This is a genomic window from Pseudomonas sp. BW7P1 (genome assembly GCF_024981055.1).
Taxonomy (GTDB): domain Bacteria; phylum Pseudomonadota; class Gammaproteobacteria; order Pseudomonadales; family Pseudomonadaceae; genus Aquipseudomonas; species Aquipseudomonas bananamidigenes.
Genome location: NZ_CP103374.1, coordinates 3,185,503 through 3,209,591, shown reverse-complemented (window position 1 = coordinate 3,209,591; position 24,089 = coordinate 3,185,503). Strand labels below are relative to the sequence as shown.

The following is a 24,089-nucleotide window of genomic DNA, read 5'->3' as shown; positions in this document are numbered from 1 at the left end:
CATGACCTCCAGAGTGTGTTGGGCACTGAGCGTCAGGAACGCAAAAGCACTTCATCAATATAGAAGTGCTTTGCGATAGAGCAAATCGGCCGGCTTCAGCCCAGCATTTCCCGCAGGCGATACCAGAACATCCCCAGTGCCAGCAGCGGCGAGCGCAACGCAGGGCCGCCCGGGAACGTCATGTGCGGCACGCCGCTGAACACGTCCATGCCCTGACTGTGACCGGCATGAATCGCTTCGCCCAGCAGCTTCGCGCACCAGTGCGTGACGTTCAGGCCATGTCCGGAATACCCCTGGGCGTAGAACACGTTCGGCTGCTGTTTGAGTCGCCCGACCTGCGGGAAGCGATTGGCGGTGATGCCGATCTTGCCGCCCCATTGATAGTCGATCCGTACATCCGCCAGTTGCGGGAAAACCTTGAGCAATTTCGGTCGCATGTAGGCAGCGATGTCCGAGGGATCCCGACCGGAATAATGGCAGGCACCGCCGAACAACAGCCGGCGGTCTGCCGAGAGCCGGTAATAGTCGAGACCGACTTTCTGGTCGCAGAGCGCCAGGTTTTGCGGGATCAGTTGGTCGGCGCGCGCCTTCGACAACGGCTCGGTGGCGATGATGTAGCTACCCGCCGGCAGGACTTTGCCGCTGAGCCGTTGCTCGAGTTCATCCAGATGTGCGTTGCAACCGAGTACCAGACTGCCGGCATGCACCGTGCCCGAGGCGCAGCGCACTTGTACCGTCGCACCGTGGATGATTTCCAGCACCGGGCTCTGTTCGAAGATCCGCACGCCGAGTGATGCCGCGAGCCGGGCCTCGCCCTGAACCAGATCGAGCGGGTGCAGATGGCCTGACCCCATGTCGATCAGACCGCCCTTATAGACACCCGAATCGACCACCTGGCGACGCATGTCTTCAGGGCTGACCAGTCGCGTTTCATGGGCATAACCCGAGGCCGCGAGACTGTCTTGTTCAGCCTTGAACGCTTCGAACTGCGCCGGGGTGTTGGCCAGTTCACAGAAGCCCCAGCGCAAGTCGCACTCGATCCCGTGGTCGGCGACACGCCGGCGCACCAGTTCCACCGAATCGATGCCGGCCTGTTGCAGGTAGCGCACGCCTTCGGTGCCGACGTAGCGGGAGAAACCTTCGACTTCATGGCCGATGCCGCGGATCAACTGACCGCCGTTGCGCCCGCTGGCGCCCCAGCCGATACGTCGCCCTTCGAGCAAGACCACCGAAAGGCCGCGCTGTGCCAGTTCGATGGCGGTGTTGACGCCGGTAAAACCGCCGCCGATCACGCAGACATCGACGGTCAGGTCAGTGTCCAGCACAGGGTAGCGCGTGCTCGAACGGGCCGAAGCGGCGTAGTAGGAGCGTGTGTGTTCCTGGGTGTACTGATTCATTTGTTCGACTTCACTTTGCTCCAGGAACGGGTCATCAGACGCATGATCGACTGGGGCGGGGTAGTGGAAATGTAGAGCTTGTCGAGCACCTCTTGAGGCGGATACACCTCTGGATTGCTGATCAATGCCACATCCATGTATTGCTTGGCCGCAGGGTTCGGGTTGGCGTAACCGACCTGGGCGCTGACTTTGGCAATCACTTGCGGATCGAGCAGGTAATTGATGAACGCGTGAGCCTCTTGGGTGTTGGTCGCGTCGGCTGGAATGGCCAGCAGGTCGAACCACAGGTTCGCGCCTTCCTTGGGAATCGCGTAGGCAATGTTCACGCCGTTCTTCGCTTCCCTGGCGCGGTTGGCGGCCTGAAACACGTCGCCGGAATAACCGAACGCCACGCAGATGTCGCCGTTGGCCAGGTCGGTCACGTATTTCGAGGAATGGAAGTAGGTGATGTACGGGCGGATGCTCAAGAGTTTGGCTTCGGCCTTCTTGAAGTCTTCCGGGTTCTCGCTGCGCGGGTCCATGCCCATATAGTTGAGAATCGCCGGGAACACTTCGTCGGCCGAGTCCATCATCGACACGCCGCACTGGGTGAGTTTCTTCAGGTTCTCCGGTTCGAACAGCACCGCCCAGGAATCGATCTTGTCGACGCCCAGCACCTGTTTGACCTTGTCGACGTTATAGCCGATGCCGTTGGTGCCCCACAGATACGGCACTGAATGTTCATTGCCCGGATCGTTCTTCTCAAGCAATGCCAGCAGTTTCGGGTCGAGGTTTTTCCAGTTCGGCAGTTGCGAACGGTCCAGTTTGAGGAACGCCCCGGCTTTCACCTGACGAGCGAGAAAGTGGTTGGACGGCACCACCACGTCGTAACCGGTGCGACCGGCGAGCAGTTTGCCTTCGAGGGTTTCGTTGGAGTCGAAGACGTCGTAGATCACCTTGATGCCACTGTCGGCCTGGAAGTCGGCGAGGGTGGTTTCGCCGATGTAATCGGTCCAGTTATAGACGCTGACCTGGGGCTGGGCTTGCGCACCGGCGCTGCAAGCCAGGGCCAGAGCGGCGGGGATCAAGGATTTCAACAGACGCATGGCGACACCTCTTCGAATTATTGGATTTTTCAGGTGGGCACGGCCCTTGTGGGAGCTGGCAAGCCAGCTCCCATAGGGTTCGTGTGTGTTGGTTAAACGCTCAGCAACAGGAACTCACGCTCCCAGGAACTGATCACGCGCTTGAAGTTTTCATGCTCGGCACGCTTCACCGCCACATAACCACGCACGAACTTGCTGCCCAGGTACTCGGCGACGGTGTCGCATTCTTCCATCTGGGTCAGGGCTTCTTCGATGGTGATCGGCAGGCGCAGGTTGCGGCGCTCATAGGCGCGGCCTTCGACGGCAGCGCTCGGTTCGATGCCCTCGACCATGCCGATGTAGCCGCACAACAGACTGGCAGCAATCGCCAGGTACGGGTTGGCGTCGGCGCCGGGCAAGCGGTTTTCCACGCGCATCGCCTCAGGCCCGGACGTCGGAACCCGCAGGCCGACCGTGCGGTTTTCCTCGCCCCATTCGACGTTGACCGGCGCCGAAGTGTCCGGCAGGAAGCGGCGGAACGAGTTGACGTTCGGCGCGAACATCGGCAGCACTTTCGGGATGAGCTTCTGCAGACCGCCGATGTGATGACGGAACAGGTCGCTCATGCTGCCGTCGGCGTTGGCGAAAATCGGCTTGCCGGTGGCGATTTCCACCACGCTCTGGTGCAGGTGCATGGCGCTGCCCGGCTCATCGCCAATCGGCTTGGCCATGAAGGTCGCCGTCACGTTGTGCTTGAGTGCGGCTTCACGCAGGGTGCGCTTGAACACGGTGATCTGGTCGGCCAGATCCAGTGCATCGCCGTGACGGAAGTTGATTTCCATCTGCGCCGGGCCGTCTTCGTGAATCAACGTGTCCAGATCCAGGCCTTGCAGTTCGCACCAGTCGTAGACGTCTTCGAACAGCGGATCGAATTCGTTGGCGGCGTCGATGGAGAACGACTGCCGACCGCTTTCAGCGCGACCGGAACGGCCCAGCGGTGCCTTCAACGGCAGGTCCGGGTCTTCGCAGCGCTGGGTCAGGTAGAACTCCATTTCCGGCGCAACGATCGGCTTCCAGCCTTTGTCGGTATAGAGCTGCAGGACCTTTTTCAGCACGTTGCGCGGCGACAGTTCGATCGGATTGCCGAATTTGTCGAAGGTGTCGTGAATCACGATGGCCGTCGGTTCGATGGCCCATGGCACTACGTACACCGCATCGCTCACCGGTTTGCAGACCATGTCGATGTCGGCCGGGTCGAGCAGGTCGTAGTAGATGTCGTCGTCGACAAAATCCCCGGTTACCGTTTGCAGCAGCACACTTTCCGGCAGGCGCATGCCTCGCTCATGCAGGAACTTGTTGGTCGGTGCAATCTTGCCGCGGGCGATGCCGGTCAGGTCGCTGACCACGCATTCCACTTCGGTAATCTTGTGATCTTTCAGCCACGTGAACAGCTGATCGAAAGGGGCATTCATAAAGACCTCGTCGTTGGTTTTATTGACGCGGGGGAAGTGCGATTTCATCTTTCGCAGGCTTCCCCTGTGGCGCGTTGACGACTATCTTGGGCGGGCCTTGAGGTTCCATCTATCCACTTTCAGCAGCACCAAAGCGCACCAAAAGAGTGCGCAAGGTCTCCCATGACAACGTGTAATCCGCTACAGGTTCAAGCTTTCAACACCGCCGATGTCACCGAGCAGATCCGTGCGACACCGGGCTGGGTCCAGCATTACCAGCAGATGTCGCCGGGGCATTTCGCCGGGCGGATCCGCTATCTGGATTTGCAGGGTGTGGAGGTCTACGAAGAACAGATGAACACCCGGGTCGAGCAGAATTTCAGTGCGCCGTCGGGTGCCCTGGCGTTCTGTTTCGATCGCAGTGACAACGCGCTCTATCTGCTGAACGAAGAGAGCCGCAACATCTGGATCACCCCGGAGAACTACCAGGAAATCGCCGTGGTGTTCGGCCCGGAATTCGTCCGGCGCAACGGCCTCGACGTGGCCAGGCTGGAAGGGCTGTTCATGGCCCCCCTCAACGGTGCGCAGAACGCGCTGTTCAGCCGCTGGTTGAGTTCGACGCTCACGAAGTTGTCGCAAGCCCCGGATCAGCCAGACAAAGAGGCTTTGACCCAGCAGTTGCTGGAGGACTGCCTGTTCATCCTCGATAACGCCCGGGTGTGTCTGGATAACGATGGTTTGCAGCGTCGCACGCAAGAGCGGCAGACCATGAAACGGGTGGGGGAGTGGGCCGCGGACTCGCCGGAAGAAACCCTCAATCTGCTGGAGCTGGCCCAGGTGGCCGGGGTGTCGTTGCGCCAGTTGCAGCAGACGTTCAAGGCCTACACCGGTTTGTCGCCGACCCAATGGCTGCGCCTGCGTCGGCTCAACAGTGCCCGTCGTGAGTTGCTCAATCGTTCATCCCATGAAACGACTGTGGCCGAGGTGGCGATGAACTGGTCGTTCTGGCATCTGGGACGGTTTTCCAACAGCTACCGGACCTTGTTCAATGAGCTGCCGAGTGAAACCTTGAAGCGAGCCTGTCGCTGAAGGAGGCGATACGTCTTCTCAAACACCGTTCCTGAGTAATTGAGCGAGCGCCTCCAGTTCGCCTTTCTCTACGTCGGAAACCAGCACGAAACGCATGTGGTTCGCCTGCCACGAAACCACATTGAAACCGCGAATCGTCTGGCTTTGCGAAGGCTCGTCGGCGTCCGTGGCCGGCAGGATAAACACATTGATGATGTGTTTGGCCCGACCGTAACTCAGGGCTGCTGTGGTCTGGTGTTGCAGGTAATCCAGTCGCCCGCCGAGCAGTGGAAAGCCTTGCGCCGAATAGTCGACCACCGGCGGCGAGAAGTTGAGTTTGCCGGTGAACCAGGGTTTGACGGTATGACGGTCGGACGACACCACATCGTTCAGATGAGCACCCATCAACGAGCGCACATGGCTGGAAACCGCTTCCTCCATCAACGGCTGCTCACTGCCTGGCGTGGCCACATAGAACACGGCCGCGAGGACCAGTGCTGCGGCGGAAAATGCCGGCACAAACCTGCTGTGCCAGCGCTGCAGAGGCCTGGACGGTGCAGGAGCCTGCGCGGCCAACACGCTGGCGACCAGTGATTGCGGTGCCGCGTAATAGGGCGCATGGCGTTTTACGCTGATCTTCAGCACCTTGGCCTCTGCATACAGATGCTTGCACGCGGTGCACAGGGTCAGATGCGCAGCCACGTCCGCCGCTGTTGCCACATCGAGCTCCTGATCCAGATAGCCATGCAGTTGCGTCTGGCAAGCCGTACAGTCGAGTTCATTCATCGTCGTGCCACTTCAGTAATTCGAGCTTGAGCATCGCCCGTGCCCGGGCCAGCCTGGACATGACGGTGCCGATGGGAATATCGACCACCAGCGCAATGTCCTTGTAAGGCAGGTTTTCGAGTTCCTTGAGCACAATGACCTCGCGAAAGTTTGGCGGCAAGGCGCTCAGAGCCTGATGGATCACTGCCGCGTTTTCCGTGTGAATGGCCAGCAGTTCCGGCGTCTGGCTGTGGCTCAAAGCGCCTTCGTTCTTTTCGATCTCGTCATCGAAAGCGACCCAGTGGCGCCCGGCCGAGGCCTTGAGCCAGGTGTAGCTTTCATTGCGCACGATGGTCAGGAACCAGGCCTTGGCATTGCCGTCGGCGAAACGCTGCAAAAACCGGAAAGCACGCAGGGCACTTTCCTGCACCACGTCCCGTGCGGCGCTGTCACTGTTCGTGATCCAGCGCGCGAGGTTATAAGCCGCGTCCAGGTGCGGCGCAATCAACTCCTCGAATCGATTCATAGTGGCTTCCGCACCGTCACACCCCTATAACCGTGATGCGTCGCGTTTTATTCCCTGAAAAGAATTTGTTCGGCGACGTGGAATAAACGTTCGTCTCGCAAGGTTCTTGCTGGTGTCAGCTACATCACTGTAGTCCGCCAGCGAGGCCCCACAGATGAACAATCAAATAAAACATCCACTGCGCACCGACGGCTTGCTGAGCAACCCGGACCGGCGAACGCTGCTCAAGTGTTCGGCGTGGGCCGGGGCCGGAGTCCTCTGGGCCCTGAGCGGCGGCATTCCCAGAGCCTTTGCGATAGATGAGGCGGGTAAGGTCAGCGATCCCGAAGCGATGGCCAGCACCTTTCATTTCGTGCAGATCAGTGACTCGCACATCGGCTTCAACAAGGAAGCCAATCCTGAGCCGGTGAAGACCCTCCAAGTGGCGATCGACAAGGTCATCGCGTTGCCGAAAAGACCTTCGCTGATCCTGCACACCGGCGACATCACGCACTTGTCGAAGCCTGAGGAGTTCGACACCGCAGCGCAGGTGCTCAAAGGCCTGCCGTCCACCGTGCATTACATCCCCGGTGAACACGACACCCTCGACGAGGGCGGCGGCAAGCTCTATCTGGAACGCTACGGCAAGGGCACCAAAGGCAACGGCTGGTACAGCTTCGATGATCATGGAGTGCATTTCATCGCGCTGGTGAATGTCTTCAACTTCCAGGCCGGACATGAAGCCAACCTCGGCGCCGATCAACTGGCGTGGCTGGCCGATGATCTGCGTGCGGTATCGACCAGTACGCCGATCGTGGTGTTCACCCACATTCCGTTGTGGACCATCTATCAGCCCTGGGGCTGGGGCACCGAGGACGGCGATCAGGCGATTGCGATGCTGCGCAAATACGGTTCGGTGACGGCGCTGAACGGGCACATCCATCAGGTGATCCAGAAGGTCGAAGGCAACATCACCTTCCACACCGCCCGTGGCACGGCGTATCCGCAACCCGCGCCGGGGGCGGCACCGTCGCCGGGGCCGATGACTGTGGCAGCCGACCAGTTGCGCAACTATTTGGGGATCACCGAGGTGCGGGCGACGCAGGGCGATCATCCGTTGGCGCTGATCGATTCGACACTGGTTTAGGGGAGGATGGCTCAATGAAAGCGCGACTGTTGGCAGTGCTGTGCCTGTTTTTGTCGATGCCCGTATGGGCACAGGAGGTAAAGGTCGACATCAAGGAATTCATGTTCGGCCCCAAGGATTTGACCGTGGCCGTGGGCACCAAGGTGACGTGGGTCAATGACGACCAGATCCCGCACACGGTGGCTGAAACCCACAAGGTGTTTCGCTCGGGGGCGCTGGACACTAACGACAGTTTTTCCTGGGTGTTCAATACGCCGGGCGAGTTCGAGTATTTCTGCGTGCTGCATCCGCAGATGATCGGCAAGATTGTGGTGACTCAGTAAACGGAAGGCGCGGCTTTCACAGGGCCGCGCCTTTTTTCCATCTACTTTCAGAGCTGCACCCGACGCAGCCTGCCGCTCAACGCTACCTCTTTCTTGTCAGGCGTGGGCAATGGTCGCCCGGTCAACCCCATGCCTTCGCTCACCAGTACCGCGTCCTGCACCAGACACAGGTTGGACGGGGTATCCAGGTCACGGGCGAGTACGGCCACTTCGCCGGTTTGCAGATTGCAGCTCAACAGTCGCCCGCTGAACCGGGTGAAACCACCATGCAGGGTTTCGCCATTCCAGTCAGGCGGCAGCGGTTGTTGCAAACGGTTGCAGAGCTCCAGCACCAGGACGTTGCCTTGTGGGCACAGCGCCAGTCCGGTGGGCAATTGCAGGCCGCGAATCAGCACTTCGATTCTGCCGGTGTCGGGCCAGACCCGAATCACCTGACCGGCCTGATCATCAAAGTCGATGCCTTTGCGGGCCGGATCGCTTTGCAACTCCCCGGAGAACAGGGTGATCAGCACGGCGTCTGTTGCCGGTTCGTGGATCAGTGTGACCGGGACGGCTTCCTGGCCCATGTCCAGATCGGGCAGTTGCACCAGTACCTGCTCGTCCTCACCGGAGCTGAATTCCACCAGTTGATTGGTATCGGGTTTGACGGCCAGCCAGCTACGGCGTGTCGGGTGATAACACAAAGCGTTGAGATTGCCCCGGCTGTGAAATATCGGTTCGGGCGGCGAGTATTGCAGGTCCAGCAGTTTCGAGCCCGCGACGTAATCGGTCTGGCTGACCAGGCAGCGTCCGTCACCGCAGGCCACGTCCGACAGTCCCATGATTTCATCGCGCAACATGCGGGCCTGCATGTTCATCGAGCGATAACCCTGGGCCAGGATTTCCCGGGCGAGCCAGGCGCCGGGGTGGAGCGGGTCGGGGCGCAATCGGCTGATGCGACCGCTGAAGGGTTGGTCGGGCAGGCCCGAACCCGCTTCGACCAGCAGCAGGCTGCCGTCGGCTTGCAGGCAGGCACCGCGTGGGTTCAGCAGGCCTTCGGCGATGATCGTGTTCGGGCGCAAAGTTTCCCGGGGGCGCGCAGGAATGTGAACGGTCATGGATTTCTCTCCAGAGGCAAAGGGGTGCGATTACTGCGGCGGTTGCCACGGCTCGCCTGTGAGAAAGGCCCGCAACAGCGCCCGCTGAGAGGCCGACATCGAGCGCACCACGGGCATGAACAGCGTGGTGCCTTTGTAGGCATCCGAGGTTCGGGCGAGGATCGGATTCTTCGCGCCCATGATCGCGTCCGGTTGATTCAGCGGGATGTAGCGAGACATGGCCGGAAAGGCCAGGTAGTGAAAACGCAGGACGTTCGGGTACATCTGTTCCCAGGTGATGGTGGTGCCTCTGGGAATGCCGAAGTCGGTCTGGGCGTATTTGCGAAAGTTGGTGAAATACGTGCCGCTGTCCTGACCGTTGACGGTGTAGGTCAGGGCGACGAAACCTGCGAGGGGTGCCGCTGCGGGTTTTACGTTGACGGAGAACGTGACGGACAACTGACCAGGGCTCACCGTCAGCGCAGGGGGGAAATAAAGGAAGTCGCAGTAGCGCTGTTGCGTGTAATAGGGTCCCGGCGGCGTGGCGGTGAGATCGATTTCAGTCGTGCTGGTTACCGCAGCACCGAGATACCGGACCTGCAGCGTTATCGACAGCCCCTGCGGGTAGTCCTCGGTATAGACGCTGCGTTGATCCGCGTAGATTCGATAGACAGACTCTGTTGCCTGCAACTTGGTCCCGGCGACCGTGCCGGGGGCGCTGATGGCCAGCGCCGAGGATCTGACCGCCGACTGTTGGGCTGTATTGAGCGGCAGATCGACAATGCCGCCATACACGTAATAGTCGAGCAGGGGACTGCTGGTCGGATCGAGTGTGCTCAGGGTGGTCTCACCGGCTGCCAGGGTGACGGGCCCGTAATTGCCGTTAGGTCCGATAGGGCTGGTGATGTCATCCCTGACGGCCCTGAACGTCTGTTTCGGAATGATGTTGACCATGTCGACGCTCAGCATGCCCGCGTTGCTCATGTCTGCGTAGCCGGTGCCGCCCGTGCCTTGATTGACGATCTGACGGCCCGCCTGACAGTCCAGCGGCTCATTGGCGAACGCCGGAGCCAATGTGCCGATGACCCGGCCGATGCTCGGGTTCGGGGTGTCTCTGCCGGCGGCATAATCGGCTTGCAACTGGGGCGTGGTCATCGTCGGGCACATTTCGAACATCACGAAGCGCAGCACGATACCGGTGGCACCCGGTGCCTGGATGATCGATCGCAAACCGCTGCTGTTCTGGTTCCAGCTGACGATGCTGCTCAGTGGAAAGGTCAGCTGGAAGGTGCCGCTGATACGGCAGGAACCCGGTGCATCCAGCTCCTTCGGCGTCGGTTGCAGCACCCGCTTGCCGAGATCCTGGCTGCTGCAAACCGTATTGGCGTGAATCAGCAACTGGATGTTGCTGCTGCTACCGATTTGCAGGCCACCGACAAATATCTGGGTGGTGGTGGTCGAGGTGGGGTCCAGGTCCACCATCATCGGGCCTGATACCGGCCCCTGTCCGGTGACCGGGTCCACGGAACCCAGCAGATAGACCGGCTGGCCCACCATATCCCCGGTGGTACTGACGCTGCCCGGGCTGCCTTGAGAACTGATCAGCGCATTCTGCATATCGACGACATGCTGCCCGTAGTGATTCCAGCCGCCGGCGGTGTAGTAATCGCCCGTGGGCGCATTGATCATGTTGTTCAACTGATCGTCGGTGTAAGACTGGGCACCCGATGCCAACGTCGAAGTGGTCAGGTCAAAGATCGGCCAGTTGTCATCGCCGTCATAAGGAATGGTGGGTGAATTATTCGGCAGGCTGACATCCGTGCGGATACCACCCCAGAAATTCAGTCGCGGGCCGTTGAGGATGCTCATGATTTATTTCCCGTCCTTGATGGTTTTGCCGAGCGGCGAGTTGGCGAATTTGAACAGGTAGGAGTAATCGGACTTGTAGGGACTCTTGACCGGCGTCGCCATGGAATGGCAGTTCATGCAGCTGCTGTTGGGCTGGATGTAGCTTTCCATGGTCACGTTGGCCGAGAGTGCCGGCGTCGGCTGGCCCAGCGGGTTGCTCGGGTTGTCAGGCATCAATGGGCGCTGGGTGGTGATGAGCTGGTAGTACTTCAACACGCTGTTTTGCAGCCCCGGCTCGGCCTGGTAACGGGCGTTGATCTGGTTGGTGATGTCGGCGATCGGCGTGACCCGGTTCAGCGGGTTCGGGGTCTGGAACGTGGTGCCGGGTTTGGGCACACAGACCTGATGCGGGCCCTGGGTCTGCCAGTCGCAGGGTGACTGGTTGAGTGACGCGGCGGGCGCCGCAGCGTTGAAGTAGGAATAGGTCGTGCCCGCGACGGGCTGATCGACCCACTGGCCGTTCACCAGTGCCTTGGGCGGAACGTTGTCGACCTGTTCGAACGTCGACCAGATCCACTGCGGATAGCCGTTGGCCTTGGTGATGATGTGCAGGCCGACCAGTCCCAGAAACGCCTCGGTGACGCCATTCTTCTGGCCCTGATCGTTGAAGGTCGCCACCCGTGCAAACATCGTCAGATAGCGGCTGGCATTGTCATGGGGCGTGAGAATGCGCCAGCTCGACTTGATCTCGATGACGCCCCACGGAAACGTGATGTTGTTGGCCTTGGAGACGACGTCGGCGTTGTAGAAGTTGTTGTTGACGATGTAGTTGTATGAAGTCTCGTTGGCCGAAATGTCGTAGTAGGTCGGGTTTTTCGCCTGATCGATCAGCCAGCCGCCGACCGCCTGATCGACGGCGTTCACCTGAGCGCTGTTTTTCAATGAGGCGATGTTGATGATGTTGAAGCTTTTGGCGAGTTGCGGGGAATTCCACGGCCCCGGATTGGCGGCGTTCGGCAGAAAGATCTCGCCCACGGTCTTGTAGGTCTGCCAGACGGTGTAGCCGGCGGCACCAGGCTGCCGGGTGCAGTCGGGGTTACCCCGTTGCCCATCCTTTGCCGGCCAGCTCAAAGCGATGAACATCTGCCAGCTGTATTGATCGAACTGGTCCTGACCCGCCGTGGCGGCGGGTGCGGTAGCGGGCGGCTGGCAGTTCAACTGGCTGGTCTGCATCGCGGGCATGGCTTGTTCCCTGGCCAGCGCCGGCAGGCTGGCCAGACCCAGCAACATCACGGAAAAACAGAGTGTGGTTTTCATGGCGATCCTTCGTCGTTGATCACGGTTTACGCTGCATGAGCTGGTTCCACTGCGCTTTCTGGCCGTTGCTCTGCGAAGCCGGCGGCTCGAACAACTGGCAGGGCGGCGGATTCGACGGGCACATGGCGGCGACCTGCGCCCAGGTCTGCGCCGGGTCCGGTCTGGCGATACGGAAGTCGGTGTAGTTCTGGCTGACGATCGGCGCATTGGCGACGCTGGTATCGCCCGAGAAAAAGAACGATTGCGGTGGGCGGAAGGGTGGCTGCCCCGACATCTTTTTGTAGAAGGCGTAGCCGAACAGAATCGGCCCTTGCGGCGATTGCAGATCCAGTGCGTAGGCCTGCACGCTGCCATTGAGGTTCTTGCTGCGCTCGGCGTCATAAGGCAGGTGTTCGATGAAGTCCTGCCGTGGCGGATGGTTCATCGGCGAAAACATGCAGCAGGCCGGCATGTCCTTCGGACGATCCTGCGGATAGGTCAGGAAGTACGCCTTGTTGCCCAAGGACACGAACGAGCAGGTGTAGTTGTTGTTCTTGATCGGGAAGATCGGCAGGCAATATTTCTCGTAGTGCTCCATCATCGCGCCGAAACCGTCGCCATCCGGCGGGATGTACGTCGTGTCGTAGTAGCTGGTTCCTCGGGAGACGGTGTAGTCCGCAGGCTTCAGGGTCGTTGGCGGGTTGCTGTAGGGCGGCGGGTTGTTTTCGTAGTTGTGCATCACCCGGTACATGGTCCAGTTGCTGATCCAGAACGCCGGGAAGAACGGGTCGGACGGCTCACCCGGCTTGCGTTTGGCGATGCAGTTGCCGTTCTCTTCATTGCACCCCAGCGTGTTGTGCACACCATTGGTGAAGTAGACGGCGCCGCTGTCCTGGGCGAATGCAAATGGACAGAACAGCAGGATCAACAGCAACAGACGGTTCAAGAGGCTGACGTTCATGGGTCACTCCCTGGCAGGGCGCACTGCGGGCGCCAGGCCCGCAGTGGCTCATCGTTCCTGGTTGAGCAGCGTGTATCAGAGGTTGTCGTAATCGCTCATCTTCAGAGGCATGGGCGGGAAGTTGCGCTTGACCAGCTTCTGCGCCCACAACTCCAGCACCGCTCGACGGCTTTGCGACAGGTCGCGGGTGATGGGCATCGCGAGGGTGCTTTCTTCCTGGTACTCCTTGCTGATCAGCCGGATCAACTGGTCGACGGCGCCTTCGACCCGCGTGCGGGAGTTGAGCGGCATGAACTTGTTCATGATCGGGTACAGGTAGTAGAAGGTCTTGAGCACCCTTGGGTAGATGAAGTCATCCCAGATTTTCTCGGGCGCATTCTGGTCCTCGTAAATGTCGTTCCAGTGATTGACGAAATCCTGTTGCAACTGCATGTCCAGTGGCAGGACGCGCAGCGGGGCGAGGAAATCGATCTGGGCCTGGTTGAGCGCAAAGCTGAAAGGGATGTCCGGGTCGCTGGCACCGTCCTTGACGATAAAGCGCAAGGTCGGGAAGCCCGCAGCCAAGGCTCTGAAACTTACCTGAGCGATGCCCTTGTCGTCGGTGGTGGTCGACACATAGGAGTAATTGACCTGTGCCTGGTTATCTTCCAGTGTTCCGGTGACGTAGACGCCGGCATCGAACTGCAGGCAAGGTTTCAGCGGGACCGTTATCGGTTGGCTCGAGCCATTCATGAATGCCTGGTAACTGACCGGATCGCCGACCGGTTTGTCCCTGATCTCCATATCGACCAGTCGGCGACCGCTGCCGGTGGTTACGTAGTTCGATATCGGCGGGGTGCCCTGGAACTGCGGCAGGTTGGCGCTGTTTTGACTCCGGTCCGGTACGTTGTCGTAGAACAGCGTGAAGTCGGCATCGTTACTGAATGTCAGATAGTAGTCACTGGTGGTCACGTTGTACGGGTTGCCGTACTCCGCCACAAACAGGGTGGTGTTGGCCGCCGGCTGCCCGTTTTTCTGCACCATGATGTTCAGCGTTTTGTGGTCGTTCACGTCGACGAAAGTACCGCTTTCCACCACCTCGGCGGTCCAGACTTGCTGGGCAGCGGCGATCACGCGATCCGACAACTGCGGTGCCTGCAGTTGCAACGCCAGCGGACCGGATTGCAAGGTGGCCGCTTGCGACGCGCTGAGCGGGAAGTCGAGAAGGCCTGAACGCAGGTCGAAGGCCGATTGTTGATACTGGTCGAAGCCGAAGTCGACCACTGGCACGAAGCTTCCGTTCGTCGATACACCCAGTTTGTAATCGCCAGCCTGAAACCGTTCGGCCGTCAGGATATCGGCCTGCTTGTCGAGGGGATAGAACGGAAACGTGTTGGCCAGATCCAGTGACAGGGTGTTGTCGGTGACCTGCGCCGAGATCACGCCGAGTGTGGTCTTTTGCGGCTCAGGCATGCCGGGCCGAGTGACCGAAATGTCCTCGACGGGGATCAAGCGCCGACCGGCGGGAGCCGTGGGGTATTCGTCGGCAAACCACAGTCCCAGCGTCGCCGCGGTCCGGTTATAGGCGGGGTTGAAGAAAATGTCGGAAACATTGTCCAGCCCTTTCTGATACATCGCTGTCAGCCGATCCATGGCCGACTTGTCAGAGGAATGGCTGTTGACATACGGGAAGTCGTTGAACACCCCGTTCCGGTCGTAACAGGTGAGGTAGTTGGAGAACCTGAACATCAGGCCCTGCGCCCCTTGAAGTTCCATCTGCTGCTTGAGATTACTCAGCAGGGTCGAGTCGCCGATGACCCATTCCAGATTGTCCCGTGGGAAGCAGGTCTGCCACGTGGTGGTGACGTACGCCAGGCCATGGAAAAGCGCGGCCCATTTGAAACTCAGAAAGCGGTCCAGCATCCGATACTGGCGGTTGAGCGTCAGACCACAAGTGGCATCCCCCAACTGCAATTTATCGAAATACAGCGCGGTAAAGGTGTTCTGCCAGGGGCTGATATCGACGAAACGAGCCGCTGTCGGTGTCTGGCTGCCGAAGGGGTTGCCGAGCAGTTGGTAATCCCTGCCGACCAGCGCGTCCTGGCTGATATAGGTGTTGGCTTGCAGCTCACCGCCAATGATGGTCGAGCGGGTGCTTTGGTAGCTCACCGTTCCACAAGCGTTGTCGCCAAACAGATCCCATTCGGCGGGTATGAACGGAAATGTGCCCGGATTGTCATTGCCCGGCACTTGCGTCACGTAGGGCGGCAAGTCCTTTTCCTGCACAGGCCTGATCATCCAGGGCAGCAAGGTCGTGGGGGCATTGGCGGAGGTGATATCGAAGTAATTGACGAACGGCCAGTTGATATCCATCTTCACCGCGTCATACAACGGCAGCACATCGTTGTTGTTGGCCGTGGGCGGGTTCCAGAACATATGGCCGTTGAGGTAGATGCGGGGGAAGTTCAATACGCTCATGTCAGGCTCCTTTTCGTTGCCACTGGGCGCGCTTCAGCGACCAGACAAAGTCCAGTTTTTTGTAGCCGTCGAAATCGGACGGCGGCAGCGGAGTGGTCGGGTAAACGATGCCGCCACCTTGCTTGATGGCGAAGTTGAAATAACCCTTGTCGTTGGAGTAGGCGGCGGTGCCATGGCAGGCCAGGCACGATGAAGTGTTCTGGAACGCCGACTCCAGCTGCGAGTTGGCCAGCACCTGCGTGACCGGCTGGAACTCGACGCCGATCAATTCGTACTTCGACAGCGACGGGTTGCCCGCCTGGAAGCTGGCGTTAACCGGTTTGGCAGCCGGGGTCGGCCCCGTGGTGTTGGTCATCGGCGTCGGGGTCGGCGCGTTGGTGACGGTGTACTTGCTGTTGTTGACGTTTTCGAAGGTGGTCCAGACCCAGTTGGCGTCCAGCTTGTTGACCACATGCAGACCGCTCAATGCCGCATAACCGACCTGATAGGTGCCGTCGTCCTGCTGGTAGTAGGCCTGGCCGATGTAGTAACCGTCGTTGGCCAGTGTCTGCCGATAGGTCGTGTCCGAACCGATCCACAGCCACGCGGCTTTCAGCTCCCAGGCGGTGGCAGGAAAGTCCAGGTCGCCGGCCAGCGCATTTTGCCCATTCATGTTGTAGACATTGCGCGCCACGATGTAGTCGAAGGTGTCCTGCCCCATCAACAGTTGAAAGCGCACGGGGTTGCCTTTCTGGGAGACCGGCACCGACCCGCCCATGTGCAGCGCCAGACCATCGACCTGTTGCACCGCGTTGATGTTGTGGAAGGTCCGGTTCAGGTCCATGCCCAGCGTCGTGGCTTGCCTGGTCACGTCGGCCGGAAGCGGCGCGTTACTGGCATAGGGGCCGGGCGCAGCGCCATCGGGCAGGTAGACCTGATCCGACGGCTTCATGGTTTCCCACACCCGGTTACTGGTCTGCGCCGCGCTGGGCTGGTTCAGACAGACGAACCAGTTCCAGGCCATGGTTTCGGGGCTCTGCTGAAACGCGGCCCGGGTCTTGGTGATATCGGTTCCGAATTTCAGGAACTGGTTGCAATCGAAACTGTTGGTGTCCTGTGCCTGAGCCAAACCGGCCAGTGCACTGAGAACGGTTAAAGAAATGGCTCGCCGCATGGAAGCTCCTTGGCATTGGCCGAGTGGTGGTAGAGATGCCCCAGAAAATGCGCAAGGAGCAGTTGTTTCACCGCCGTGGCCGCCAGGGTTTGCGGCAGCGGCAGATCGCAATTGGTGATGAGCAGCGGGCCGGTTTCCTCGCGCTCGGGCAGGCGACCATGACTGCCGCGGACCAGTCCGGTGTCCAGCGGAATCAGGTCCATGTAGTAGCGAAAGCCAAGCTTTTTCTGCAGCAGACGGCGCGCCACTTTCAGGATCGGGAAACGGATGGCCGGGTCGATGAACAGCTCGAGCGGGTCGTAGCCGGGCTTGCGGTGGATGTCCACGGTGCGGGCAAAGTCCGGGGCCTTGCGATCATCGAACCAGTAGTAGTAATCGAACCAGTAACCCGCCGCAGCCACGGCCACCAGTTCGCCGCTGCGGGGGTGGTCCAGCTGAAACGCCTTTTGTTCGGCCTTATCCAGCACTTGCTCGATGCCGGGCTGGCGTTGCATCAACGCTTTGACGCGAGGAATGTCGTGGGTGTTTTTCACATAGACATGCGCGATCTGATGATCGACGACGGCAAACGCGGCGCTGGCGCCGGGGTCGAGCAATTCCCAGGTCAGTGACTGACGTACCTGCAGCAAACCTTCCGAACGCAACACACGGTTGATGGACACCGATTGATTGACCGCTTCGATGCCGTACTCCGACAAGAGCATCACCGCAGCGCCTTGCTCTTCGGCGAAGGCCAGCAGCCGACCGACTTCATGGTCGATGGCCCGCACCTCATCGGCAATCGAAGGATGATCAGGCCCCACACGCTGTAGGCTGTAATCCAGATGCGGCAGATAGATCAATTGCAGGTCGGGCCGGTCGAGCCGGAACTCGGCGATGGCGCAATCGACGATCCAGCGGCTCGACGCAATGCCGGCCGCCGGTCCCCAGAAACCGGGGAAAGGAAACGCACCGATCTGCTGTTCGATGGTTTCGTGCAACGAAGCCGGAGACGAATACAGGCCGAATATCTTGCGACCATCGGCGGGGTAATGCGGACGCGGGGTGATGGCGGCGTCCACGTCCGCGTACATGTTGTACCACCAGAACAACTGGCTGCAGCGAAACCCGGGGATCTCGCGCTTGAGCGTTTCCCAGACCTTTTCTCCCTGGATCAACGCATTGGGTTGCAACCAGAAGCGTACTTCGGCCTGATCGCGAAAATACCAGCCATTACCGACGATGCCGTGTTCCGACGGTGGGCGGCCGGTAAGAATCGAGGCTTGCACCGATGATGTGACGGCCGGGAACACCGGTTGCAGGCTGGCCATTCTGGCGGTTTTCAGCAGGGCATTGATGTGCGGCGTCGCGTCTCCCAACAGCGACGGGGTCAGCCCGACCACGTTGATCAGCAGCAACGGTTGACGTGAACGATCAGAGGGCATCGGCGTACGCCTCCCGCGCCTGGGGACGCAGCAATTGACGCTGGCGCAACTGATCCTCGACCCATTGCAGTTCCGCGCCGATGCCTTGCAGTTGGGCCTGTTCGGTGGTCGGCCTCAGTCGGGCAGGCAGAACACCCCAGCTGTAGGTTTCCACTTCCAGCACGGGGCGAAAATCGCGATGGTCGGCGAGGTAGTCGAAGGTCTGCGCGAGGGCGAGCTGGCTGCCGCTGAGCTCGGGTATCACCAGTTGTTCGCTGAACAGCGGGATGTGAAAGTGAATCCGTAGCTCCGGGTAGCATCCCGGATGCGTTGTGCAATCGTCCAGCGCAGCCGGCAGATCCGCCCAGGCCACCAGGCGGTTCTCGCTGTCGAGTGCTTTCACTTGATGCAGGTAAGTGGTTTCGCAAAAGTCACTCAGCGTCTGGAGGACGTGTTCGCGGCGTTCGGCGTCCTCTGCAGGCAAGCGACACACCAGGGCACTGGACAGCTGGATCTTGCCGATGGGCACCTGCGCCTGACGCAGCCTGACCAGTGATCGATAGCAGTCTTCGAACATCACGGCCTGATGGCAAACGTCAAAACACAGCGCCAGATAGCCATGGTGCGGATCAGTGATTTGCCAGCGGCGGAAGAAGGCGATGGCCTGGTCGGTGTTTTCCAGCACGCAGTCCGGCTCCATCTCCAGACAGAACACGATTTTCTTGCCGGTTTCCCGATGCAGCCTGGCCAGTGCCGTGGTGAGTTCGCGCAGTTGAAACTCGGCACGCTGTTGCAGCGTCGGGCTCCAGGTGGCGGCGTACCCCAGCGGTACAGTGGAAATCACCCCTTGCTGACAGTCTGCCGGCAACGCTTGCGCGAGGATCTGCGCCAGTTCGAGGCTGTACGCCAACCGTTTCGGCTCGGCCCAGCTGGGCAGGTAGACGGCGGCTTTCACCGCCCCTTCGTGAAACTGACCGTAGGGGAAACCATTGAGCGACGTGAGGCGCAATCCGCTGCGTTGCAGCAGACTCAGGAATTCCGAGCGTGCGGATGTCTGCTGCAGTGCGGAGGCGGCCAGAGCGCTGATCCACAGCCCGCTGTCCTGTTCCTGCAGCCCGCGTTGCGTACGCACACTCTGAAAGTGCTGGTCGATGGAGGCCTTCAGCCTGGCCAGGTCGTGGGTCGGGTGCACATTGCTGCAATACCCGACCTGCGCGGCGGCCCAACCCTTGCCGGCGCTCATTTGATCACCGGCTCCTGCCCCCGCAGGGCAGAGTTGTCCTGCCACTGCCGGCGCTGATCGATGGGCAGCGGCGTGCTGATCAGGGTTTTGTCCAGTTGACCGCTCTGGGCGAAGAAGTCGACGGGGTTATGGAACAGCACCTGCTCGACCTGTGCTTCGCTGAAGCCCGCCGCCAACATCGCCTGACCGGTTTTCGGCACTTTAAGCGGATCGCTGATGCCCCAGTCGGCGGCGCTGTTGACCACCATTTTCTCGGTGCCGTACTGCTGGAGCAGGGCGACCATGCGCTGTTCCGACATTTTGGTGTTGGGGTAGATCGAGTGGCCGCGCCAGCAATCGCTATCCAGCACCAACGGCAGGGTCAGCTCGTTGAGGTGGTCGATGATCACCAGATGTTCAGCAATCCCCACTTCGCGGATCACCGCCAGCGTGCGCTTGGTGCCGCCGATCTTGTCACGATGCGGTGTGTGCACCAGCACCGGCAGGTTGAATTGTCTGGCCAGTTCCAGCTGCGCGGCGAGAAAGCGGTCTTCCTCGGGCGTGATGTCGTCGTAGCCGATTTCACCGACCGCCACCACACCGTCCTTCACCAGGTAGCGCGGCAGGACTTCCAGCACTTCGTTGGCCACCGACAGGTCATTGGCCTCCTTGGGGTTGAGGCCGATGGTGCAGAAATGATGGATGCCGAACATGCTGGCGCGAAAGCGCTCCCAGCCCAGCAGGGTGTCGAAATAGTCGATGAAGCTGCCGACACTGGTTCTGGCCTGGCCCTGCCAGAAGGCCGGTTCGATCACCCCGGTGATCCCGGCGGCGGCCATGTTCTGGTAGTCATCGGTGGTGCGGCTGACCATATGAATATGCGGGTCGAAGTACTTGGCCATGGTGAATCCTCATCAAGGGAAAGGGATCGTCGGGTATCCGTTCAGGTGATCTCGCCATTGCGCCGGCAAGCGCCGCTGTCGGTTCAGCTCGATCAACCGTTGGTGTTGAACCGGGCTGAGGCGGTCGAAGGCAATCGCCAGAGGCAACCCGACGGATACCGCCCGGTCAGCGGCCAACTGTTCTTCCAGCAGGTCGAGGGCCAGTTGATTGAGAGCGGTGCCGTGTCGCTGGCTCAGGCCGACCAGACGGCTTATGTCCAGACCCATGCCCAGTGCCTTCAGCACCAGTTGGTGAAAGGCGCGTTCCGGGTAATGGCGGGACGGGTAGGGGGTGTCGAGGGCGAGTGCGGCGAACACCTGGCTGTTGCTGGTGCGTCCGGCCTGCAACGCCAGTTCAATGCACACGCCATGGCTGTCGAGCCAGTCGAAGGCTTTGAGGATGGCGATCTTTTCCTGATCGTCCCCCCATAGAAAAAGCTGGCGCAGCGTGGACAATTGTCCGCCCCCGGAGGACTGTTCGAGGACCTGTGCCAGCAATAAGGCGCGGGCCAGCTGGATCAGACTCCAGCTGTCGTTGTCGGGCAGGGCGCGATCATGCAGATGACGCTTGCACTGACCGCTCAGGAGCACCGCTGTGTTGGCGTCCGGTTGCCGGGCCAGCTGCTCCCGTGCCTGTCGCCACCATTGCAATTCGCTGTCATCGAGTTGTTCGGCCAGGGCCTGATGCTGTCGGGCGAGGCAATCGCGGCGCATGCCAAGGGCCGCCGTCGGCGGTGCAGTGACGTCCATGTTCATGTCGGTTTGACCCAGCGTTGGAAGTGTGGGAGCAGGAAAAACACCAGAACACACAGCAGGCTGCCCAACGGCTGGTTGGCCACGGCCATCACCAGCGCATCGAACAGCGGCAGCGCCGCGAGACCGGCACCGATAAATGCGCGGATCTGTCGATGCTGCGGGTTGGCCAGGTGCTGCCGGTAATGCCAGCCCAGCCAGCCGAGCCAGAGCAGCAGCACCGGCCAGAACCACAGGTTGCCGGAGTAGATCGCCAGAACCAGCGGGCTCAACATCAGAACCAGAGGCAACCGACTGAGCAACTGGTTGTTGTGCTCATTACGCGCCAGATAAGTCAGCCCGCTGATGTAGACCCCCAGCAGCACCGCGCACAGCCAGATCGGCTCCGGTGGCAGCGCCAGGCTGGCGGCCGCCGTGAGGTACAGGGCCGAGCGGCAGGCACCCATCAACCACACGCTGTGGGCGTATTTCTTGTGCAGCACGTTGTAACCGATGATGCAGCCCACCAGCAGGCTGACGCTGGCCAGCAGCCAATGGGGTTGATCGATCAGTTGGCTCAGGCCCAGCACCGACGCTGCCGCGAGTGTCAGCAACAATACGGTGGCAAGACGCACTTGCTGGCGGCTGACCAGCCCCAGGGTGATGGGCCGAGGATTGTGGTGCTGTTGATCCCAGTCGGCGTCCAGCAGATCGTTCAGCAACATGCCGGCCAGATACAACAGCGACAGGGTGAACAGCAGCAGAATCCACACCAGCGACGAGGGCGGCGCCAAGGCACCGGCGCTGCTGGCCAGCAGGGCGGCGGCCAGGGTGTTGGTCCACACTGTCGGCAGGTTGGAGACCCGGCCCAGGGTCATCCAGGTCTTGAGGTTTTGCGGGGTCTGGCTCATTTCGCAAAACCCTCGCTCAAACCGATAGCCGGGGCATTGAGGGCGGACAGCTTCGCCAGCGCCTGCTCCATTCGCGTGTCGTCAATCTCATGCAGGTCCACCGACTGGCCAATGCCGCTGAGCATCGGAATCGAGAGCTGGCCGCCGAGGTGCTGGCGGAATTCCTCCAGCCCGAGCAGCACCGGCGAGCGACCTTGCGCATCTTTGAGGGCCAGTTCCGGCGGGCACAGGTTGAAACCGAGCCGGCTCAACAGACTCGTCACCCGCTCCGTATCACCATCGCTCAGCAGCCCGAGGGCATTGGCGTAGAGCCCGTCGAGGGCCATGCCCACTGCGACCGCTTCGCCATGACGCAGGCGATGGTGACTGAGGTTTTCCAGTTTGTGCGCCGCCCAGTGCCCGTAATCCAGTGGTCGCCCGTTGCCGCGCTCGAAGGGATCGCCGGCGCCGGTAATGTGTGCCAGGTGCAGTTCGGCGCAGCGGCGAATCGCGTAACGACTGGCCGGGTGATCGAAGTGGGCGAGGGCTTCGGCCTGTTGCTCCATCCACTCGAAGAACGCCCGGTCCTTGATCAACGCGACCTTGACCGCTTCGGCCAGCCCGGCGATCTGATCGCGGCGGGTCAGGGTGGTCAGCAACTGGAAGTCATTGATCACGGCGGTGGCAGGGTAGAAGGCCCCCAGCAGGTTTTTCTGGCCGAAGGCGTTGATGCCGTTTTTCACGCCGATGCCGGCGTCGTTCTGGGCCAGCACCGTGCTTGGCACCCGGATCAGCCGAATGCCACGATGGAAAGTGGCACAGGCATAACCGACACAGTCCAGCACCGCGCCACCGCCCAGGGCCAGCACATAGCAATGCCGGTCCAGCCCATGGCTCAGCATGTCGGTGTAGAGCTGCTGCAACACCTGTGAATCCTTGCTCAATTCGCCGGCCGGAACGGCAATGGGCGAGGCCAGCAAGTGCAGATCCGTTGCATGTGCAGCAAAGTAGATGTCGATTTGCTCCAGCAACGTCGGCGCGCTTTTGAGCAACTGTTCATCGGCGAAGATCATCACCTTCACCTGAGCGCTTTGCCCGGCAGTGAGCTGTTGGTGCAGGCAGGAATTGTGCGGATCGAACAGATGATCGGTGAACACCACCGGGTAGTCGTAACTGACCTCGAAACGTCCGTGCAGTGTTGGCGCCGTTCCCTGTTTTCGCAGGGCCTTGAACAGGCTGTATCCGGCGATGAACAGCCCCGGCAACACCATGCTGGCCAGGATGGTCACCAGCAGCGCATTCTCTTCGACCAGGAACGTGCCGATGGCGCTGTAGGCCAGCGCCAGTCCGGCGTTGGCCAGGGTCGTCACCAGCACAAAAGCGCGCAGCGGATAGCGCTGCATGCCGGCGGCCACCACCGAGGTTTCCGCCAATACCGGCACGCCACGCAGGCAGATCAACGACAGCGTGCCCAGTCGATACGCCAGTTGCCCGGTCTGACGCTGATGCAGGCCAAGTCGGCTGGACAGCATCCGGAAATAACCGGCCCCCAGCGCATAACCCAACCCGGCCCCGAGGCACAGGCCAATGAAAATCACCAGATAACCGCCGACACTGCCCAGCATCGCCACCGCCAATAGCGCGACCACACTCGACGGCACGGGCAACACCACGTCCAGTGCCAGCAGGGCAATCAGCAACAACGCGACGTTGAGCTTCTGGGTGGGAGAAGAGGGCAGGTACAGGTCGAGATGCGTGAGGAAATTCTGGATCTGCTGTTCGAACAACAGGAAGCTGGAAATCACCAAGGCTGCAAAGCAAAGCAGCGAGAGCCAGAAATGCCCGGCCGACGCATTGTTCGAGAGCGCACGAAACCAACGGCTGTGCTTCATCAAGCATCCCTCTTGACTGGTTATGACTGAGTTCCGTTCAGCAACTAAAGCAGAGTCTGATTTATCTCAGAAGAATGAATGCTCCCGCCGCAAAGGCTGTTTTTATTGTCAGGTCGATAGCACTTGCGAAGATATTGATGAACCTAGACGGTTGTTGTGGTTTTGCAAGTCGATTGAGGCAGGGAGTTGTTTGTGCTGTGTTGAAGTGATGTGAGACGGCGAAGGAGTGCCGCTCAAACGTGGTCAATTTGTTCTTTATTATCAATAAGATAAAGTCGTTTAGTCTGGCGTGATGAACAGCGTCTTTCATTTGGAACGAGAAGAGTCACCCATGACCTTAATTAGCTAACTAATAAAAGGTGGCCATGTGACATTATTTTTGGTTATTTATGCTATTGCTGCTGGTTATATGAGTTTTAAAGTTGACTGAAATGCTCGGTTAGTTAGCGATTGTTCCTTAATGTGTTCTCAATGAACACGCGAAGCCACAGCCCGAGG

At 60.2% G+C, this 24,089-nt stretch carries 20 protein-coding genes; 3 read left to right on the top strand and 17 right to left on the bottom strand.

What is annotated here, in order from left to right; all coding sequences use genetic code 11:
- Positions 1-95 precede the first annotated feature (95 nt).
- The 3 genes from NWV16_RS14270 to NWV16_RS14260 all read right to left on the bottom strand — a co-directional run bounded on the left by NWV16_RS14270 (position 96) and on the right by NWV16_RS14260 (position 3,933).
- Positions 96-1,397: an NAD(P)/FAD-dependent oxidoreductase gene (locus NWV16_RS14270; protein WP_260519559.1), complete on the bottom strand. Its 1,302-nt coding sequence runs from the start codon at positions 1,395-1,397 to the stop codon at positions 96-98.
- Positions 1,394-2,482, bottom strand: a complete 1,089-nt coding sequence (locus NWV16_RS14265) for a polyamine ABC transporter substrate-binding protein (protein WP_260519558.1) — start codon at positions 2,480-2,482, stop codon at positions 1,394-1,396. The genes NWV16_RS14270 and NWV16_RS14265 overlap by 4 nt, the downstream gene beginning before the upstream one ends.
- A 92-nt stretch (positions 2,483-2,574) precedes the next feature.
- Positions 2,575-3,933, bottom strand: a complete 1,359-nt coding sequence (locus NWV16_RS14260; protein WP_065257395.1) for a glutamine synthetase family protein — start codon at positions 3,931-3,933, stop codon at positions 2,575-2,577.
- 162 nt (positions 3,934-4,095) lie between these two features.
- Here NWV16_RS14260 and NWV16_RS14255 point away from each other — a divergent pair, with 162 nt between their 5' ends.
- A complete protein-coding gene (locus NWV16_RS14255) occupies positions 4,096-5,001 on the top strand; it encodes a helix-turn-helix domain-containing protein (RefSeq protein WP_260519557.1) in 906 nt (301 codons plus the stop codon).
- A gap of 18 nt (positions 5,002-5,019) precedes the next feature.
- Here the strand turns inward: NWV16_RS14255 and NWV16_RS14250 are convergent, their stop codons facing one another.
- Entirely contained in the window at positions 5,020-5,766 is a 747-nt protein-coding gene (locus tag NWV16_RS14250; RefSeq protein ID WP_260519556.1) for an anti-sigma factor, read from the bottom strand.
- Positions 5,759-6,271 carry a sigma-70 family RNA polymerase sigma factor gene (locus tag NWV16_RS14245; protein ID WP_260519555.1) on the bottom strand — a complete coding sequence of 171 codons (513 nt, stop codon included), beginning with the start codon at positions 6,269-6,271 and terminating at the stop codon, positions 5,759-5,761. The genes NWV16_RS14250 and NWV16_RS14245 overlap by 8 nt, the downstream gene beginning before the upstream one ends.
- Before the next feature lie 154 nt (positions 6,272-6,425).
- On the opposite strand from NWV16_RS14245, the gene NWV16_RS14240 reads away from it, so the two are divergent.
- Both NWV16_RS14240 and NWV16_RS14235 read left to right on the top strand, forming a co-directional pair.
- Complete coding sequence (locus NWV16_RS14240) at positions 6,426-7,397, top strand: metallophosphoesterase (protein WP_260519554.1); 972 nt, start codon at positions 6,426-6,428, stop codon at positions 7,395-7,397.
- A gap of 14 nt (positions 7,398-7,411) precedes the next feature.
- The gene (locus NWV16_RS14235; RefSeq protein ID WP_119428166.1) at positions 7,412-7,720 is read left to right on the top strand and encodes a cupredoxin family copper-binding protein; all 309 of its coding nucleotides are present in this window, start codon (positions 7,412-7,414) and stop codon (positions 7,718-7,720) included.
- A gap of 47 nt (positions 7,721-7,767) precedes the next feature.
- On the opposite strand, the gene NWV16_RS14230 is transcribed toward NWV16_RS14235, so the two are convergent.
- From NWV16_RS14230 to NWV16_RS14175, 12 genes are all read right to left on the bottom strand, one after another.
- On the bottom strand, positions 7,768-8,817 hold the full coding sequence (locus tag NWV16_RS14230) for a hypothetical protein (RefSeq protein WP_260519553.1): 1,050 nt from the start codon (positions 8,815-8,817) through the stop codon (positions 7,768-7,770).
- A gap of 30 nt (positions 8,818-8,847) precedes the next feature.
- Entirely contained in the window at positions 8,848-10,665 is a 1,818-nt protein-coding gene (locus NWV16_RS14225; RefSeq protein ID WP_260519552.1) for a hypothetical protein, read from the bottom strand.
- Positions 10,666-10,668: 3 nt separating this feature from the next.
- Positions 10,669-11,961 carry a hypothetical protein gene (locus tag NWV16_RS14220; protein WP_260519551.1) on the bottom strand — a complete coding sequence of 431 codons (1,293 nt, stop codon included), beginning with the start codon at positions 11,959-11,961 and terminating at the stop codon, positions 10,669-10,671.
- 19 nt (positions 11,962-11,980) lie between these two features.
- Complete coding sequence (locus tag NWV16_RS14215) at positions 11,981-12,901, bottom strand: hypothetical protein (protein WP_260519550.1); 921 nt, start codon at positions 12,899-12,901, stop codon at positions 11,981-11,983.
- Positions 12,902-12,976: 75 nt separating this feature from the next.
- Positions 12,977-15,358 carry a hypothetical protein gene (locus tag NWV16_RS14210; protein WP_260519549.1) on the bottom strand — a complete coding sequence of 794 codons (2,382 nt, stop codon included), beginning with the start codon at positions 15,356-15,358 and terminating at the stop codon, positions 12,977-12,979.
- Position 15,359: 1 nt separating this feature from the next.
- The gene (locus NWV16_RS14205; RefSeq protein ID WP_260519548.1) at positions 15,360-16,511 is read right to left on the bottom strand and encodes a hypothetical protein; all 1,152 of its coding nucleotides are present in this window, start codon (positions 16,509-16,511) and stop codon (positions 15,360-15,362) included.
- Entirely contained in the window at positions 16,490-17,935 is a 1,446-nt protein-coding gene (locus tag NWV16_RS14200; protein ID WP_260519547.1) for an alkaline phosphatase family protein, read from the bottom strand. Before NWV16_RS14200 ends, NWV16_RS14205 begins: the two co-directional genes overlap by 22 nt.
- Positions 17,925-19,157, bottom strand: a complete 1,233-nt coding sequence (gene eboE, locus NWV16_RS14195; RefSeq protein WP_260519546.1) for a metabolite traffic protein EboE — start codon at positions 19,155-19,157, stop codon at positions 17,925-17,927. The genes NWV16_RS14200 and eboE overlap by 11 nt, the downstream gene beginning before the upstream one ends.
- Entirely contained in the window at positions 19,154-20,038 is an 885-nt protein-coding gene (locus NWV16_RS14190) for a TatD family hydrolase (RefSeq protein WP_065257312.1), read from the bottom strand. The genes eboE and NWV16_RS14190 overlap by 4 nt, the downstream gene beginning before the upstream one ends.
- 12 nt (positions 20,039-20,050) lie before the next feature.
- A complete protein-coding gene (locus NWV16_RS14185) occupies positions 20,051-20,833 on the bottom strand; it encodes an EboA domain-containing protein (RefSeq protein ID WP_260519545.1) in 783 nt (260 codons plus the stop codon).
- Positions 20,830-21,720, bottom strand: coding sequence for a UbiA family prenyltransferase (locus NWV16_RS14180; RefSeq protein WP_260519544.1), 891 nt, complete (start codon positions 21,718-21,720; stop codon positions 20,830-20,832). Before NWV16_RS14180 ends, NWV16_RS14185 begins: the two co-directional genes overlap by 4 nt.
- Positions 21,717-23,591 (bottom strand): 3-dehydroquinate synthase, encoded by a 1,875-nt coding sequence (locus tag NWV16_RS14175; RefSeq protein ID WP_260519543.1) that lies wholly within the window; start codon positions 23,589-23,591, stop codon positions 21,717-21,719. The genes NWV16_RS14180 and NWV16_RS14175 overlap by 4 nt, the downstream gene beginning before the upstream one ends.
- Positions 23,592-24,089 lie beyond the last annotated feature (498 nt).